At 62.0% G+C, this 16,765-nt stretch carries 14 protein-coding genes and 1 tRNA gene; 4 read left to right on the top strand and 11 right to left on the bottom strand.

Going from position 1 to position 16,765, the window contains the following annotated elements:
* Positions 1–107: 107 nt before the first annotated feature.
* Positions 108–2,027 (bottom strand): phosphodiesterase DibA, encoded by a 1,920-nt coding sequence (gene dibA / locus ABFB52_RS01990; RefSeq protein WP_085746295.1) that lies wholly within the window; start codon positions 2,025–2,027, stop codon positions 108–110.
* A gap of 146 nt (positions 2,028–2,173) precedes the next feature.
* Between dibA and desA the strand changes: the two genes are divergently transcribed.
* Both desA and ABFB52_RS01980 read left to right on the top strand, forming a co-directional pair.
* Positions 2,174–3,358, top strand: coding sequence for a delta-9 fatty acid desaturase DesA (gene desA, locus ABFB52_RS01985; protein ID WP_039772978.1), 1,185 nt, complete (start codon positions 2,174–2,176; stop codon positions 3,356–3,358).
* Positions 3,359–3,503: 145 nt separating this feature from the next.
* Positions 3,504–4,493, top strand: a complete 990-nt coding sequence (locus ABFB52_RS01980; RefSeq protein ID WP_102717906.1) for a sensor domain-containing diguanylate cyclase — start codon at positions 3,504–3,506, stop codon at positions 4,491–4,493.
* A gap of 27 nt (positions 4,494–4,520) precedes the next feature.
* Here ABFB52_RS01980 and ABFB52_RS01975 read toward each other — a convergent pair whose 3' ends face one another.
* The 3 genes from ABFB52_RS01975 to gabD all read right to left on the bottom strand — a co-directional run bounded on the left by ABFB52_RS01975 (position 4,521) and on the right by gabD (position 8,780).
* A complete protein-coding gene (locus ABFB52_RS01975) occupies positions 4,521–5,732 on the bottom strand; it encodes a response regulator (protein WP_102687459.1) in 1,212 nt (403 codons plus the stop codon).
* Positions 5,733–5,873: 141 nt separating this feature from the next.
* The gene (gene gabT, locus ABFB52_RS01970) at positions 5,874–7,151 is read right to left on the bottom strand and encodes a 4-aminobutyrate--2-oxoglutarate transaminase (RefSeq protein ID WP_007957613.1); all 1,278 of its coding nucleotides are present in this window, start codon (positions 7,149–7,151) and stop codon (positions 5,874–5,876) included.
* Positions 7,152–7,337: 186 nt separating this feature from the next.
* Positions 7,338–8,780: an NADP-dependent succinate-semialdehyde dehydrogenase gene (gabD, locus tag ABFB52_RS01965; RefSeq protein WP_129973829.1), complete on the bottom strand. Its 1,443-nt coding sequence runs from the start codon at positions 8,778–8,780 to the stop codon at positions 7,338–7,340.
* Positions 8,781–9,223: 443 nt separating this feature from the next.
* Between gabD and ABFB52_RS01960 the strand changes: the two genes are divergently transcribed.
* A tRNA-Arg gene (locus ABFB52_RS01960) sits at positions 9,224–9,300 on the top strand.
* 65 nt (positions 9,301–9,365) lie between these two features.
* Here the strand turns inward: ABFB52_RS01960 and ABFB52_RS01955 are convergent.
* From ABFB52_RS01955 to ABFB52_RS01935, 5 genes are all read right to left on the bottom strand, one after another.
* The gene (locus tag ABFB52_RS01955) at positions 9,366–9,635 is read right to left on the bottom strand and encodes a hypothetical protein (RefSeq protein ID WP_011331897.1); all 270 of its coding nucleotides are present in this window, start codon (positions 9,633–9,635) and stop codon (positions 9,366–9,368) included.
* Positions 9,636–9,655: 20 nt separating this feature from the next.
* Positions 9,656–10,270 (bottom strand): hypothetical protein, encoded by a 615-nt coding sequence (locus ABFB52_RS01950; RefSeq protein ID WP_085746292.1) that lies wholly within the window; start codon positions 10,268–10,270, stop codon positions 9,656–9,658.
* Positions 10,267–10,848 carry an RNA polymerase sigma factor gene (locus ABFB52_RS01945; protein ID WP_240866618.1) on the bottom strand — a complete coding sequence of 194 codons (582 nt, stop codon included), beginning with the start codon at positions 10,846–10,848 and terminating at the stop codon, positions 10,267–10,269. The genes ABFB52_RS01950 and ABFB52_RS01945 overlap by 4 nt, the downstream gene beginning before the upstream one ends.
* A 29-nt stretch (positions 10,849–10,877) precedes the next feature.
* On the bottom strand, positions 10,878–12,569 hold the full coding sequence (locus ABFB52_RS01940) for a VWA domain-containing protein (RefSeq protein ID WP_102717904.1): 1,692 nt from the start codon (positions 12,567–12,569) through the stop codon (positions 10,878–10,880).
* A gap of 87 nt (positions 12,570–12,656) precedes the next feature.
* Positions 12,657–13,217, bottom strand: a complete 561-nt coding sequence (locus ABFB52_RS01935; RefSeq protein ID WP_129973830.1) for a YbhB/YbcL family Raf kinase inhibitor-like protein — start codon at positions 13,215–13,217, stop codon at positions 12,657–12,659.
* Between the two features lie 139 nt (positions 13,218–13,356).
* On the opposite strand from ABFB52_RS01935, the gene ABFB52_RS01930 reads away from it, so the two are divergent.
* Positions 13,357–14,886, top strand: a complete 1,530-nt coding sequence (locus tag ABFB52_RS01930; RefSeq protein ID WP_129973831.1) for an apoptosis inducing factor family protein — start codon at positions 13,357–13,359, stop codon at positions 14,884–14,886.
* On the opposite strand, the gene pgaD is transcribed toward ABFB52_RS01930, so the two are convergent.
* The gene (gene pgaD, locus ABFB52_RS01925; RefSeq protein WP_074689361.1) at positions 14,879–15,412 is read right to left on the bottom strand and encodes a poly-beta-1,6-N-acetyl-D-glucosamine biosynthesis protein PgaD; all 534 of its coding nucleotides are present in this window, start codon (positions 15,410–15,412) and stop codon (positions 14,879–14,881) included. The two genes, ABFB52_RS01930 and pgaD, sit on opposite strands and share 8 nt — an antisense overlap.
* Positions 15,409–16,764: a poly-beta-1,6-N-acetyl-D-glucosamine synthase gene (gene pgaC, locus ABFB52_RS01920; RefSeq protein WP_085746287.1), complete on the bottom strand. Its 1,356-nt coding sequence runs from the start codon at positions 16,762–16,764 to the stop codon at positions 15,409–15,411. The genes pgaD and pgaC overlap by 4 nt, the downstream gene beginning before the upstream one ends.
* Between the last annotated feature and the right edge of the window lies 1 nt (position 16,765).

Raw genomic sequence — 16,765 nt, 5'->3', positions numbered from 1 at the left:
TTCTTAAAAAGACTATTTAAGAATGTTTATATAACTGGAAAACATTATGTGATGCAGCAAGGGTTTGCGGCGGATTTGCCCGCCGACAAACCCGCCGCAGGCCGCCCTTAACCGATCAAGGGCGCCCGATTCCAGTCGATTTGCGCTTCCGGAACCGGCCGCCCGAACCAGTAGCCCTGCCCCAGATCACAGGCCTGGCCCAGCAGGAACGCCGCCTGTTCCGCCTGCTCGATGCCCTCGGCGTGCACCTGCATGCCCATGCTGCGGGCCAGGGCGATGATCACCCGGACGATCGCCGCGTCGTCCTCGTCCCACGGCAGGCCGGCGACGAATCCCTGATCGATCTTGAGCTTTTGCACCGGCAGGCGCTTGAGCCGCAGCAACGACGAATAACCGGTGCCGAAGTCGTCGATGGCCAGACGAATGCCCAGCTCGCGCAGACGATGCATCTGCTCCAGCGCGACCTCCGGATCGTCCATGACCGCGCTTTCGGTGACTTCCAATTCCAGATAGGCCGGGTCCAGACCGGTCTCGTGCAGCACCTGCGCAACCTGCTCGTACAACTCGCGACGGGCGAACAATCGTGACGACACGTTCACTGCAACGAACGACAGCACTACTCCGGCCTGCTGCCATTGGCACATCTGCCGGCAGGCCTGCTGCATGACCCAGGCGTCGATTTCCGAGATCAGCCCGGTGCGTTCGGCAATCGGGATGAACTCCGCCGGCGACACCAGGCCACGTTGCGGATGTTCCCAGCGCACCAGCGCTTCGACGCCGATCAGGCGACTGGTTTTCAGGTCGTGTACCGGTTGGTAGTAGACCCGCAGCTCCTGCTGTTCCAGCGCGCGGCGTAATTCGAAGGCGATTTCGACCCGCTGCTGGGCGTGGGCCGTGAGTTCTTCGGTGTACAGCGCGTAACCGTTGCGGCCACTGCTCTTGGCCTTGAACAGCGCCGCGTCGGCGTTGCGCAACAGCTGTTCGGCACTCAGTGCATCGCTGGGAAACAGGCTGATGCCGAGACTGGCGTTGATGAACAGCTCATGTCCGTCGAGGCAGAACGGCTCCTTGAGCGCATCGAGAATGCGCTGAGCCAGCGCCGCCGCCTGCGCCGGCTGTGGACAACTTTCCAGCAGGACCGCGAACTCGTCGCCGCCCAGCCGCGCCAAGGTGATGCCCGGCCCGAACAACGCCTGCAAACGCGCGGCGACCGCCTTGAGCAAACGGTCACCGATGGTGTGGCCAAGGCTGTCGTTGATCAGTTTGAAGTGGTCCAGATCGATCATCAGCAGCGCGCAACCGCGCTTGTGGGTCTGCGCCGACGCCAGCGCCTGTTCGGCGCGGTCGCTGAACAGCAGGCGGTTGGGCAGGTCGGTCAGCGGATCGTGGTGGGCCAGATGCTTGAGTTCGTGCTCGGAATCCTTGATCGCGCTGATGTCGGAAAACACCGCGACGTAGTGGCTGAGCCGACCGTCTTCGTCGCGGATCACCCGGATCGTCTGCCACTGCGGGTAGATCTCGCCGCTTTTACGCCGGTTCCAGATCTCGCCGCTCCACTCGTCCTTCGCCTGCAAGGTGGCGAACATCGCCTGATAGAACCCCGGCGGATGGTGCCCGGACTTGAACAGGCTGGGCTGCTGGCCAATGACTTCCTCGCGCTGATAACCGGTGATTTCCATGAAGGCGCGATTGACGTGCACGATCAGCCCCTGCCGGTCCGTGACCAGCACGCCTTCGCGGGTGCAATCGAATACCGCAGCGGCCTGACGCAGGCGTTCGCGATCCGCCTGGCGTTCACGCAATCGGGCGCCGATGCCCAGGCATTCGAACAGCCGCGCCCGGGCCAGGAAGATCAACCCGGCGCTGAGCGCCACGAACAGGTAGCCGTTGATCAGTTGCCAGCGCAGCAACTCGTCAGAGCTATCGAAGAAACTGTTCAATAAATAACCAGTACCTTGCAGCCAGACCACGGCAAGGACCAGGTAAAGCAGCGCTGCACGCAAGGCATCGCGGTAAGTGGCAGACATTCGGCCGTCCATGTCCCTACAAAAATGTCGGGATTATAGGTCAAGAAACATCCAGCCATCTCTTATCTGAAAGGGCGACTGGTTTTATCTGTGTGCTTGGTGATAATGCAACGGCTGTTTTTTCTTTATCGAGGGCCCTATAGCCTATGTGGTACGAAGGTTTTCTTGGCTTGTCGGCCTGGTCGCTGGTCGCCGTCACCCTGGTGATGACCCACGTGACGATCGTTGCCGTCACGGTCTACTTGCACCGCTACTCGGCCCATCGCTCCCTGGAGCTGAATGCCGGGCTGAAGCATTTCTTCCGTTTCTGGCTGTGGCTGACCACGGCGCAGAACACCCGCGAGTGGACCGCCATCCACCGCAAACACCACGCCAAATGCGAAACCGAAGATGACCCGCACAGTCCGGTCGTCAAGGGTCTGTCCACGGTCCTGCGCAAAGGTGCCGAGCTGTACCGCGAAGAAGCGCAGAACCCGGAAACCCTGCGCATCTACGGCAAGAACTGCCCCGAAGACTGGATCGAACGCAACCTCTACAGCCGTTACCGGCTGCTGGGCGTGGCGATCATGGCCGTCGTCGACCTGCTGCTGTTCGGCACCATCGGCATCACCATCTGGGCAATCCAGATGATGTGGATTCCGGTCTGGGCGGCCGGTGTGGTCAACGGTCTCGGCCATGCCGTCGGCTACCGCAACTTCGAATGCCGCGACGCGGCGACCAATCTGGTGCCATGGGGCATCCTGATCGGCGGCGAAGAACTGCACAACAACCATCACACCTACCCCAACTCGGCCAAGCTGTCGGTCAAGAAGTGGGAGTTCGACCTCGGCTGGGCGTGGATCCAGGTCTTCAGCTTCCTGCGTCTGGCCAAGGTGCAACGGGTCGCCCCGATCGCCCACCGCGTCGAAGGCAAGGGCAGCCTGGACATGGACACCGCCATGGCGATCCTCAACAACCGCTTCCAGATCATGGCCCAGTACCGCAAGCTGGTGATTGGCCCGCTGGTCAAACAGGAACTGGCCAAGGTCGATCATTCGGTACGCCACCAGTTCCACCGGGCCAAGCGTCTGCTTTCCCGTGAAACCAGCCTGCTGGAAGATCGCCACCACGCGCGCATCCAGAACATGCTCGAGCACAGCCAGGCGCTGAAGGTAATCTACGAGAAACGTCTGGCCCTGCAGCAGATCTGGGTCAAGACCAGCGCAAATGGCCACGACATGCTCGCCGCCATCAAGGAATGGGTACACGAGGCCGAGGCCAGTGGCATCCAGTCCTTGCGTGAATTCGCCGACCAGTTGAAAACCTACTCGCTGCGCCCTGTCGCCGCCTGATGCCGTTGATCGGTGCGCCCCGTTCCAGGGCGCACCCTTCGGAACTTCACCCCCGTTCCCCTATCTCAAAGACACTTCGCCACCCCCGGCGGGCTTTCCCGTGGCCGTTGTCGACTTCCCGGCACGCCCTTTGAGATTCGTGTCGATGGTCAACAACAATCAAAAAGACTCATCCCCTCCCCAGTGGCCCGAGGCCGCGCAAACCCTGATGGCATTGATGCACGCCCAGGGCGAAGTCGCCCGGCTCAGCGAACGCGAGCAGCTGTTCAGTTCGCTGCTGGTCAGCGTCAACGCCGTGCTGTGGGCCTTCAACTGGGAAACCCGTCAGGTGTTGTACGTCAGCCCCGCTTACGAGCGGATCTTCGGTCGTTCCGCGGGCCTGTTGCTGGCCGACTACAACCAGTGGCGCGACAGCATCTACCCGGACGATCTGGAATACGCCGAACGCAGCCTCGCCGAAGTGCTGCACAAAGGCGCCGTGGAAGACCGCGAATACCGGATCATCGCCGCCGACGGCCAGGTGCGCTGGATCAGCGACAAGTGCTTCATAAACCGTCAGGAGGAACCAGGGCAACCGGTGATCATCGTCGGCATCGCCGAAGACATCACCGACAAGAAGCAGATGGAAACCGAGCTCCAGCGACTGGCCACCACCGACGTGCTGACCCAGAGCAGCAATCGCCGGCACTTCTTCGAATGCGCCCACCGGGAATTTGAACAAGCCCGCCTGCAAGGTGCGCAAATGGCGTTCCTGCTGCTGGACATCGATGACTTCAAAGTGATCAACGACACCTACGGCCACCCGGAAGGCGACAACGTGCTGCAACGAATCGCCGAATGCGGTCGTGCCTCGTTACGCCGGGGCGACCTGTTCGGGCGGATTGGCGGTGAAGAGTTTGCTGCGGTTTTCCCGGGCTGTGCGCCGGACATGGCGATGCAGGTGGCCGAACGGCTGCAACGGGAAATTCAGCGCTTGAACTTCAACCACGGTGATCAGACGTTCGGCATCACCGTCAGCCAGGGCCTGACCAGCCTTACCCCGGAAGATGAAAGCCTCGACACCCTGTTCGCCCGCGCAGACGCGGCGATGTACGAGGCCAAACGGCAGGGCAAGAACCGGATCATTTCCGCCTGATTCAAGAGCGGATGCGCAATCAAGCCGCTATTTGCGCATCCGCATCAGCTCCGGCAAGCCGATTTTGAGCAAGCGCGCCGTGCGGCTCTTCGCCAGCTCCTCAACGCCCTCATGCTCGGTCAGCCGCGCCATCTGCGCCGCCATGTTCATCACCAGTGCCTCGCGGGAATACACCCCGCCACCGAGCTGGTAGACCGAGGCAATCAGCTCGCGCAGTTCCAGCGGCAGGCGCCAGCGAGTGCGCAACGCCGAACCGTACGCCGCACCGAATTCGGCCAGCGCATCGCCGACTTCTTCCAGTTCATCCAGCTCGCCGCCGGCCTGCTTCCACTCTTGAAGACAACGCAGCAACGCCAGATCGCCGAGGCGATGGAGCATCCCGGCGCAGTAGCAGCGTTCCTGATCCAGATCGAGCAGACGCGCCAAGGTGCGGGCGTACTCGGCGGTGTGCAGCGACAAGCCCCAATAGCGCTCGGCGTAATCCGCCAGGCACGGGTCGCTGAGTCGGGCGCTGCGTTTGAGTGCAAGGCCAAGAATCAGATTCATGCTTTGCCCGGTGCCCAGGCGATGCAGCGCCTGCGCCAGGGTCTGCACCGGCGCGCCATGATGCTGAGCGGCGCTGTTCGACGCTGCAATCAACACGGCGGTGATCTGCGGATCGGTGCGGATTTCCTCTTCCAGCAGCTTCAGGTCCAGGCCGTTGGGGTTGAGGCTGCGTTTGACCGCCACCTGCACGTCAGTCATCAGCGGTGCGCCGTCGGCCTGCTCGCGGCGACGTTCGAGGAAAACCGAGAGGGTCATGCCCGGCGCCAGCGCCGGTACTTCACAGAACACTTCTTCGCCGGCATTCAGCAGCAATCCCTGCAAACGCTCGGTCAGGCTTTCCATGTTCAGGGGTTTGGCCAGGTAGGCGGTCGGCGCCAGCGGCAGGGCTTCGCGCACGCTGGCGCTGTCGTTGCGACTGCTCATCAGAATGAACGGCAGCGGCGGATTGCGTTTGCGCTGGCGGACACTGCGCAACACGCTCAAGCCATCGACGCCGGGCAACTCCCAGTCGACGATCGCCAGGTCATAGGGGACTTCGCTGAGCAGCGTCATTGCCTCCTGGCCATCGGCGCACAGGTCCAGCCGCGCATCGCAGCGCACATTCAGCAACACTTGTTTGAGCAGGTCACGAGACCACGGGTCGGCCTCGGCAATCAGGACTCTTGGTACAGCGGGTAAATCGACGGCCGTCATGCTCGCCCTCCCTTGCAATGCTTGAACCTTAGCCAATGCTGGCGATTCGGTACAACCTGAAAACCGCGCCCGTGTTTCTCCAGGCATGAAAAAACCCGCCGAAGCGGGTTTTTTGTCGATCCGATCACACGGAGCTACGGATTACAGCTCCGAGAAGCACTCTTCGATGATCGCCAGACCTTTGTCCAGTTGCTCGTCCGGCGAGGTCAGCGGTACCAGGACGCGCAGCACGTTGCCGTAGGTGCCGCAGGACAGCAGGATCAGGCCCTTGTCACGCGCCTTGGCCACGACAGCCGCGACGGCGGTCGGGTTTGGCTTGTGGCTGTCGCCGTTTTCGAACAGCTCGACGGCAATCATCGCGCCCAGGGCACGGACTTCGCCGATCACCGGGTACTTGGCCTGGATGGCTTTCAGGCCGGTGACCAGACGCTCGCCGACAGCCTTGCAGCGGTCCAGCAGTTTTTCTTCTTCGAACACTTCCATCACGGCCAGGGCCGCGGCGCAAGCGATCGGGCTACCGGCGTAGGTGCCGCCCAGGCCGCCTGGAGCGATGGCGTCCATGTACTCGGCCTTGCCGCACACACCGGCCAGCGGGAAGCCGCCAGCGATGGATTTGGCGAAGGTGGTCAGGTCGGCAGCAACACCCATCTGTTCCATGGCGAAGAAAGTGCCGGTACGGCCAGCGCCGGTCTGCACTTCGTCAGCGATCAGCAGGATGCCGTGCTGGTCGCACAGGGCACGCAGACGCTTCATGAATTCTTTCGGTGCGACGTAGAAACCACCTTCACCCTGTACAGGCTCGATGATGATCGCGGCGATGTCTTTCGGCTCGGCGTCGTTCTTGAAGATGCGTTCGATGGAAGCGATCGAGTCGTCGATGCTCACGCCGTGCAGTTCGTTCGGGTACAGCGCGCGGAAGATGCCGCCTGGCATCAGGCCCATGCCGGCCGAGTAAGGCACGACTTTACCGGTCAGGCCCAGGGTCATCATGGTGCGACCGTGGTAAGCGCCGGTGAAGGCGATCACGCCAGCGCGGCCAGTGGCGGCACGAGCGATCTTCACGGCGTTTTCAACGGCTTCGGAACCGGTGGTCACCAGCAGGGTTTTCTTGGCGAAGTCGCCCGGTACGCGAGCGTTGATTTTCTCGCACAGCTCAACGTACGGCTCATAAGCCAGAACCTGGAAGCAGGTGTGAGTCAGCTTGTTCAGCTGCTCGGTCACGGCGGCGATGATTTTCGGGTGCACGTGGCCGGTGTTCAGTACAGCGATACCGCCAGCGAAGTCGATGAATTCACGACCTTCAACGTCGGTCACGGTCGCGTTTTTCGCGGACTCGGCGAAGATCGGGTGAATCTGGCCAACACCACGTGGAACAGCTGCGGTACGACGGGCCATCAGTTCAGCGTTAGTCTTGCTCATTACAGTCCTCATTCGCCGCTCATCGGGCGGCGTGGTTCAAGGATAAAGCGGGAGGAATCGGCGGTGGCAGCATGCGATGATCGACTGCCACGGCGTTCCCGGCCGCAGAGAAAATTCCGGTTTGAAACGACGCAAAGGGACAGCGCTCTCGTGCCCTTTGCGTTTACAGCGATCTTCTACCGAGGCTTAGATGCCTAGGCAGAGGTATTTGATTTCCAGGTAATCTTCGATGCCGTACTTGGAGCCTTCACGGCCCAGGCCCGAGGCCTTGATGCCGCCGAACGGCGCGACTTCGTTGGAGATCAGCCCGGTGTTGACGCCGACCATGCCGTATTCCAGGGCTTCAGCCACACGGAACACACGGCCCAGGTCGCGAGCGTAGAAGTACGAAGCCAGACCGAACTCGGTGTCGTTCGACATCGCGATCACGTCGGCTTCGTCTTTGAAGCGGAAGAGCGGCGCCAGCGGACCGAAGGTTTCTTCCTTGGCCACGGCAGCGTCTTTCGGCACGTTGGTCAGGATGGTCGGCTCGAAGAAGTTGCCTTCCATCGGCTTGCCGCCGGCCAGAACGGTTGCGCCTTTGCTCACCGCGTCAGCGATGTGCTCTTGCACCTTGGCCACGGCTTTCTCGTCGATCAGCGGGCCAGTGGTGGTGCCCTCTTCCAGACCGTTGCCGATTTTCAGCTTGGCGACTGCCACTTTCAGCTTCTCGGCGAACGCATCGTAGACCGAATCTTGAATGTACAGACGGTTGGCGCAGACGCAGGTCTGGCCGTTGTTGCGGTACTTGGAAATGATCGCGCCTTCGACGGCCTTATCCAGGTCCGCGTCGTCGAACACGATGAATGGCGCGTTGCCGCCCAGTTCCAGGGAAACTTTCTTGATGTCCTTGGCGCATTCCGACATCAACTGACGACCGATTTCGGTCGAGCCGGTGAAGGACAGTTTGCGCACGATCGGATTGCTGGTCAGCTCGCTGCCGATGTCGCCGGCGCTGCCGGAGACCACGCTGAACACACCTCTAGGAATGCCGGCGCGCTGGGCCAGTTCGGCCAGAGCGAATGCGGAGAACGGGGTTTGCGAAGCAGGCTTGAGCACCATGGTGCAACCGGCAGCCAGGGCCGGGCCCGCTTTACGGGTGATCATCGCCGCCGGGAAGTTCCACGGGGTGATGGCAGCGGTAACGCCGATCGGTTGTTTGATCACGATCAGGCGCTTGTCCGGCTGGTGGCCCGGAATCACGTCACCGTAGATGCGCTTGGCTTCTTCGGCGAACCACTCGATGAACGAAGCGGCGTAAACGATTTCGCCCTTGGCTTCGGCCAGTGGTTTGCCCTGCTCGAGGGTCATCAGGCGAGCGAGGTCGTCCTGGTGCTCGATCATCAGTTCGAACCAGCGACGCAGCTTGCCTGCACGCTCCTTGGCGGTCAGTGCACGCCAGGCCGGCAACGCCTTGTCGGCGGCTTCGATGGCGCGGCGGGTTTCGGCAGCGCCCATCTTCGGCACGGTGCCCAGAATCTCGCCGGTGGCCGGGTTGTTGACCTTGATCGTCTGACCGCTGTCCGCGTCGACCCATGCGCCATCGATGAAGGCTTGCTGGCGGAACAACTGGGTGTCTTTAAGCTGCATGTCGGCTTTCCTTAACAGCACCGCGCAAGGCGCGGAGCAAAATTATGATTGTAGAAAGGCGCCTCGCAAGGCTGCCGTCAGGGAAATCATTCACCGGGCTGGCACATCAATAGCGCACGACTCAAAACGCGTGCGGCTCAGCACCTGGATAAGGAGCGTTTGAAATCTCAAACGAATCCTAGGTTCAAAGGGGTTGAAGGACAATAGGGCGTTCGAAAAAAAGAACAAAAACGCCGCAATTGCTGAACATTTCAGATCAACGTACCAACAGCTCGGGTCGCAGGGAAACCATAGAACAGCCTCTCAAAAGCGCCAAGCGAGCCTTTTGCAGGACGTTACAGCTTTATGGAATGCAGTGCTTTTCAACCGACATGCGCACTGACAATACGCACCAAAACCCGGCATGGACGCCCCGAGCCGACCTAGGTATGATGTCGCCCGCTGCACCAGTAGCTCAGCTGGATAGAGTACTGCCCTCCGAAGGCAGGGGTCGTGGGTTCGAATCCCGCCTGGTGCGCCATGAACAAAACGAAAAAGCCCCGGACTGCAAGGTCCGGGGCTTTTTTGTGCCTGCTGGCTGGCGACTCACTCCGTCGTCCAGTCAAACTCGTCGTATTCATCATCGTCTTCTTCGTCCTCGATCAAGTCATCATCGAGAACGTCTTCCTCCAGATCCTCTTCGGCCTGCTTGGCCAGAAGAAACTCCTTGCGACTCTCCGTCACTGCCCGCCGCAGTTCCTCACCCTTCACCGGGCAGTTGAGCATTTGGGCGATGCGGTCGATTTTTTGGGCCACGGCATCCTCCAGCGCATCGGCAATGACCCGATAGTGCGCGTTTTTGCGGGTCAATGCCAAATGGCGGATGGCTGATACGGTCAGTTCTTGCGGATTTTTTCCAGTCGCAGGTCGAGATTCACGTTCGGGTAGCGCTTGTGCAGGTTGTTGAACAGGCTGTCGGCCGCTTGCGACTGGCCGGACTCGCGCAGGCGCAGGACTTCACGCAGTTGCGCGTCAAGACCGTTGACCGGGGCGGCGGCGCGCTTGCTGACCTTGGCTTCGTCCGCCGTGTCGGCGCTGATCGATTCGCTCTGCATCGGTGCGGCCATTTCCGCCATTGGCGCGGGAGCCATTGCGGGTGCAGGCGCAGAAAGCGCGCCGGCGGGCGCCGACAATGATCGGGCCTCCTGGCGGGCCACTGGCGCAGCCGGTTTCGCGGCGGGGGCGAAATCGTATTGAGCCACGGGTTCCGGCGCGCGTTGCACCAGCGACAGCATCAGCGCGATGCCGACCAGACTGGCAAAAACCACCTGATAGCGCGGTTGCTGGCAGGCCTTGAGCCAGCGTTGCCACAGGTTTTGCCGTGGTGCCGGGGTTTCACGGTGGGCGGCGTTGAGGATCAGCGCATCGAGATGCGCCGGCGGCTCGGCGTTGTGCTGTTCGCGCACGTGCTTGAGCACTTGCTCTTCGGGTGTCGGGCGGGCGTCCGTCATGTCAGTACCTCCTCGGCCAGCAGCCGACGCAGTTTTTGCTGGGCGTAGCGCAAGCGGCTCTTGACGGTTTCCAGCGGTGTTTCGGTGAGGCTGGCGATTTGCGCCAGATCGAGGTCGCCGTGGGCGCGCAGCATGAACACTTCGCGCTGGTCGGCGGGCAAGGATTGCAGAGCGCTCTCCAAGCGCTGGCTGTCGCGGCTGAGGTTGAGCAGTTGTTCGGGATCGGAGGCGTCGTCGCTGACGGCGTGGGTCTGTTCGTCGTAGCTGTCATGCAACGGTTGCCGGGCGCCGTGTTTGCGCCAGTGGTCGATCAGGCGATTGCGGGCAATCTGGAACAACCACGTACGAAAGGTCGCCCGGCCTTGTGGCTGACTGGCACTGCGGATCAGGCTCAGCCAGGTCTCCTGGAAAACCTCGTCGGCCAGTTCAGGTTTGCCGCTCAAACCGAGCAGAAACCGATAAAGACTTTGCCGATGACGGGCGTACAGGATCTCGAACGCCTTGCCGTCACCCTCGCGATAACGGGCCAGCAGCGATTCGTCGCTGCTGGCCTCAAGGCTGTCGGCGGAGGCAAACAGCTGTGTGATGAAGCCTTTGAGGCGGCTCACTATTCAATCCGTCGCTCAGTGGACATCGCGCTGGAGGCAGTAGAAGTACGCAGGCTCTGCGCCAGTTCAACCAGCTGCACGAATTCGTTGCGCAGGCCGAAGCGGTCATCACCACGGGCACCTCGCGCCAGGGCTTCGGTGTCCTTCAAGCTGAATTCGCCAGTGTAGCGGCCGTCCTTGAGTTGCTGGGAAAACGCGGCGACGGCGGCAGCAAAGCGCAGGTCTTCACTGGCCGGAGCAACCTGACTGGCAATCGGCCGCTCGATCAGCAGACTTTTCCCACCCTCAGGCTTTTGATATCGCACACGCAGCATTGCCAATTCTCCTTTCTTTTCGGAAACCACTGCATCGGTTTTTCCGTAACGCAGCGGTTCCAGCCAGCCCTTCTCGCCTGTCGGGACGATTTCATACAACGCCGTCACCGTATGGCCTGCACCGATTTCACCGGCATCGACCTTGTCGTTGCTGAAATCCTCACGCTTCAACGCGCGGTTCTCGTAACCGAGCAGGCGGTATTCGCTGACCTGCGCCGGGTTGAACTCGACCTGCAACTTGACGTTTTTCGCTACCACGGCGAGGGTCGAACCGAGTTGATCCACCAGCACCTTGCGCGCTTCGCGCAGGTTGTCGATGTAGGCGTAATTGCCGTCACCGGCATCGGCCAGTTGTTCCATCAGGTGTTCATTGTAGTTATCCACACCGAAACCCAGGGTGGTCAGGGAAATCCCGGTCTTGCGTTTATCCACAGCCATTTGTTTCAGGCTATCGAAGTCGCTGATGCCGACGTTGAAGTCACCGTCGGTGGCCAACAGGATGCGGTTGATCCCTTTGGGGATGAACGCCTGCTGCGCCATCTGATAAGCCAACTCGATGCCTGAAGCGCCAGCGGTCGAGCCACCGGCGGTCAATTGCTCGATGGCTGTGCGAATTTTCGCCTTTTCCCGTCCGGAAGTCGGCTCCAGTACCACTCTGGATTCGCCGGCATACACCACCAGCGAAACCCGATCCTGCTCGCGCAATTGATCGACCAGCAACTTCAGGGTGCTTTTGACCCGCGGCAAGCCTTCGGGGCGGTCCATCGAGCCGGACACATCCACCAGAAACACCAGATTGGCCGGGGCCAGTTCCGCCACCGCGCGGTCGGAGGCCTTGATGCCGATGCGCAGCAAGCGTGTGTGTGGGTTCCACGGCGAAGCGGCCAGTTCGGTGGTCACGCCGAAGGGCGAGCCATCGCTCGGCAGCGCGTAGTCGTAAGGAAAGTAATTGACCATCTCTTCCAGCCGCACCGCGCCTTCCGGCGGCAGTCGCCCCTGATTAAGCAGCCGCCGCACATTGGCGTAGGCGCCAGTGTCGACATCGGCGCTAAAGGTCGAGACCGGGGTTTCGGCGACGCTGTGGATCGGGTTGTCGGCCAGCTTGGCGTACTGCTCGCGTTGTTCGTCACGATAGCCTTGTGGATAACTTTCACTGGCCGGCATCGGTGCAAAACTGGCGATCGGCGCCGCCAGTGCACTGCGCTTGGCCATCGCGCTATCGGCCATGACCAATTCGGGCTGCACGGAGGATTTCAGTTCGGTCTGCGCCGGAGGCGGCGCGACGGTGGTTTCCGGGCTGGAGGAAACACCGCAACCGGCAACCACCAGCAACACACTGGCAGCAAGGGGGCGCAGAAGCGTGGAAGGAAGGGACATGGGGCTGACCTCGGGGATGAATTGATCCATTCATCCCCTGAGACGGGCAGCCCTTTCAGTTCGGGTTAAACCTCACCGAATTTTTTTTCAGCGGTGATAACGCCGCACCGCACTGCTGTTGCGCAGCACGTGGCCTTTGATCTTTTCCATCAGCTGGGCGCGGGTCAGGCCGGCCGGCAAGGCGTCCGGGGCCAGATCCAGGGCGTAGATCTGGATGATGTAGTGGTGCGCGCTGTCGCCAACCGGCGGGCACGGGCCGATGTAGCTGGTGGTGCCTTTGCTGTTGGTGCCACCGACGCCTTCAAGGGCCGATTTGGCGCCGACACCGGCCGGAATCTGCCGGGTCGTGGCCTTGATCCCGTAGTGAACCCAGTGATCGACACCCGAACCTTTCTGGCCGTCCGGATCGTGCATGACGATGGCGTAACTCAGGGTTCCGCTCGGGCCGGCATTCCAGCTCAGGGCCGGCGACTGGTTCTTGCCGCCGCAGCCGGCCGCATCGCTGGCCGCCGCCGAGGTGAACAGGCGGTTATCCGACACACCGGGAATGCTGAGGGTGAAACGCTCCTGGGCCTGCGCCGGAAACTGCACGCAAAGGGCGACGGCAACGGCCGCCAGCCAAGGGTTGAGAGAGGTCAATCGGGTCATTCCGGGAGCACCTTGTGCAGTTGGGCCTTCGTCGGCCTGCAAACTATAGCCGTACCGTTCGTGCCGTGGCAGTGGGAAATGGCTGAACCTCGCAATGCGGCCCAAACTCGTAAGAGAAATGCCTGTGAGGAGCACGACCATGACCCTGCACCGTGTCGCCCGTTTCGCCGATGTGCCTGAAGACCGTGGGCTGGAGGTGCAGATCGGCGACTGCAAGATCGTCCTGCTGCGCGCCGCCGGCCAGTTGCGCGCCTTTCAGGGGCAATGCCCGCATGCCGGCGCGCCGCTGGCGGAAGGTGCGTTGTGCCACGGCCGGCTGATCTGCCCGTGGCACAAGGCAGCTTTTCGCGCCGAAGATGGCGCGTTGTGCGAGCCTCCGGCGCTGGACAGTCTCAAGCGCTATCCGCTGGAACTGCGCGGCGACGAAGTATGGGTCGATGACCAGCCGCTGCCGGATCCGCACACTCCGCCGCAGGACGATCCGCGCACCTTTGTCATCGTCGGCGCCGGTGCCGGGGGAACGGCCTGCGCCGCCGCCCTGCGGGAAAAAGGCTTCGGCGGGCGGATCGTGCTGATCGACCGCGAGCCGGACGCCGGCTACGACCGCACGGTGCTGAGCAAATTCGTGCTGTCCGGGGAAATGCCGCCGCCGGAAACCCCGCCCCTGCGCGATGACGATTTTTACCGCGAACAGCACATCAACCGGGTTTCAGGCGAGGTCACCGGGCTCGATGCCGATACCAAAACCCTTCACCTGAGCGATGGCCACACACTGCATTACAGCGCGGCGGTGCTGGCCACCGGCGCAGCGCCCAACGCGCTGAAACTGCCCGGTGCCGACCTGCCCCAGGTGTTTGTCCTGCGCTCCAAAGCCCAGGCGCAATCCATCATGGACGCCGCCCAACCCGGTCAGCGCGCGGTGATCATCGGTGACAGTTTCATTGCGCTCGAATGCGCTTCGGCCCTGCGCCAGCACGGTCTCGAGGTGACGGTGCTGGCGCGCCATGCGATTCCCTTCGCGGCGCAATTCGGTGAAGCCGTCGGCAAGGCGATCCGTGCGCTGCACGAAGAAAACGGCGTGAAATTCATCACTGATCACGAAGCCAGGGAGATCACCGGCGACGGCAAGGTCGAGGCGGTGTTGCTCGACAACGGCCTGCGCCTGTCGGCGGATCTGGTGTTGGCGGGAATCGGCGTGCATCCGGCCACCGAAGCCTTCGGCGACCTGCCGCGCGAGGAGGATCAATCATTGTTGGTCGATGCCAGCCTGCGCGTGGCTGACGGCCTGTGGGCGATTGGCGATATCGCCACCTTCCCGTTGAACGGCAAACCACAACGCATCGAACACTGGCGCCTGGCCCAGCAGCACGCGCGGATCGCCGCCGCGAACCTGCTCGGTGGCGATGAGCATTACCTCGACGTGCCGTATTTCTGGACCTGGCATTTCGGCCGCAACTACGACTATCTCGGTCACGCCGAGGCGTGGGATGCGGTCGAATTCATCGGCGAACCCGAACAGCCGCCATTTATCGGGCTGTTCGGGAGCAAGGGCGTGGTGGTGGCGGCGGTGGCCTGCGAAGAGGAGCGAGCGATGGCGCTGCTGGCCGAACGCATGAAACAACCGCTGCCGATGGAGGAAGCCTGGCGGCTGATTCGCGCCGTCAGGTGATCCGGTTCAGCGGCTCGCGGTTGTCGTCGTCCTCGGCGTGCAGAAAGATCACCCGAGGATGTTCCAGAGGCGCCAGCGGTGGCGGCAGTTCCTGCGGCTGAACCGGCCACAGATGCGGCACCACATGACTGACATCGCCGTCCTGATCGTTGTGGATGGTCATCACGCCCGGCCCGCGCAGTTTCTGAAAGCGCTCGTCGCACAGTTTGAAGCTGCGGCTCAGCCCCTCATCGTCGACCACCGGGGACGGCAGGCGGCGTTGAGCGAAGCTTCGGCTCTTGCGTTGCTGATAGCGCGCCCAGCCGATCAGGATCACCGCGTTGACCAGCGCCACCCACAGGTAAATCTGCAAGGTGCCAAGGGCTTCGAACGCCGAATTGTCGATGCGCGGCCCGCCTTCGTGGGTCTCGATCAGCGGCCATAAACCGCGCGCCAGCAGATACAGCAGGCCGATCCAGGCCAGCACGGTGAAGAACGCATCGACCACCACCAGAAACGGCCGTTGGCGGGTCCGGATGATTTTCATTTGATAACCTCCTCTTCATCGTCCCCGAGCGGCTTGATACCCCGGTCGGGACTGACCCAGCGCGCACGCTTCTGGTGTTGGCCGAACAAGACTTTGGGGAAACTGACCAGCGTGGTCAGCAGGCTGACGAACCAAAACGCAATCGGATACCAGACCACCCAGAACATGGTCTTGCCCAGGCCCGGTTCGTAGCGCCGGTCAATGATGATGCTGACCGCGAACTGCACCAGGCAGACAAACGCCAGCAGCAAACCGGTGAAGGCTGGCGGCATCAGGTGATCGACGGCAATCGCTTCAGGCATGACCACGAACTTGCCGACACCCCAGAAGATCACCGACAACAGGAAGGTGAACGCCCAACCGGTCGACAGGCAGTATTCGAACAGCAGCGGCCACAGGTAACGGTGACGGTACTGCCAGATCCCGCGGATGTTCTTGAACAGCACTTCGGCACCGCCCTGGGCCCAGCGCAGGCGCTGCTTCCACAGACCGCGCAGGGTTTCCGGCATCAGGATCCAGCACAGGGCACGGGGCTCGTAGAAGATGCTCCAGTGATCCAGTTGCAGCTTCCAGCTGATGTCGATGTCTTCGGTGATCATGTCCGGGCTCCAGTAGCCGACCCGGTTCAGCGCCGTACGGCGGAACGCGACGATCACCCCCGACACGGTGAAGATCCGCCCGAACACCCGCTGAGTGCGCTTGATCAGCCCGATGATCGACGAGAACTCGCCGACCTGAACCCGCCCGACCAGAGTCGAACGCGTGCGGATCCGTGGGTTACCGGTCACCGCGCCCAGTCGTGCGTTGTCCAGCATCGGCGCCACAAGGTAAGCGGCGGTGTTCGGCGCCAGCAGCGCGTCACCGTCGATGCACACCAGATATTCGCTGCGCGCAGCGATGGCGCCCATGCGCAGGGCCACGGCCTTGCCCTGGTTTTCCGCCAGGTGCAGCACACGCAGCCGTGGATCTTCCTTGGCCAGCGCATCCAGCACTTCGGCGGTGTTGTCCTTGGAGCCGTCGTTGATCGCGATGACTTCGATGTTCGGGTAGTGCTGCGCCAGCGCCGCGTGGATGGTGTCGGCGGCGTTGTCGCCCTCGTTGTAGCAAGGGATCAGGATCGAAATCAGCGGTTCGCCTTCCAGCGGTGGCGGCAGGGTGTCGTCCTTCCACGGCCAGTGCCGCTCCCAGTGCAGCCAGAAATACAGGCCACCGGAAATCCACAACCCGGACATGAACAGCGGGTAGAAGAACACGAAGTCCATCAGGAATTGCCCGGTGACCAGGAAGATCAGCCCCAGCGGGACGCCGAGGACGATCGCCAGAACAAGCAGGGCCAGCAGTCTATCCAGCATG

The sequence above is a fragment of the Pseudomonas sp. 9.2(2024) genome, assembly GCF_039695385.1.
Classification (GTDB): domain Bacteria; phylum Pseudomonadota; class Gammaproteobacteria; order Pseudomonadales; family Pseudomonadaceae; genus Aquipseudomonas; species Aquipseudomonas paraglycinae.
Note: the sequence above shows the minus strand (reverse complement) of the source record. Positions and strands in the feature narration are given on the sequence as shown.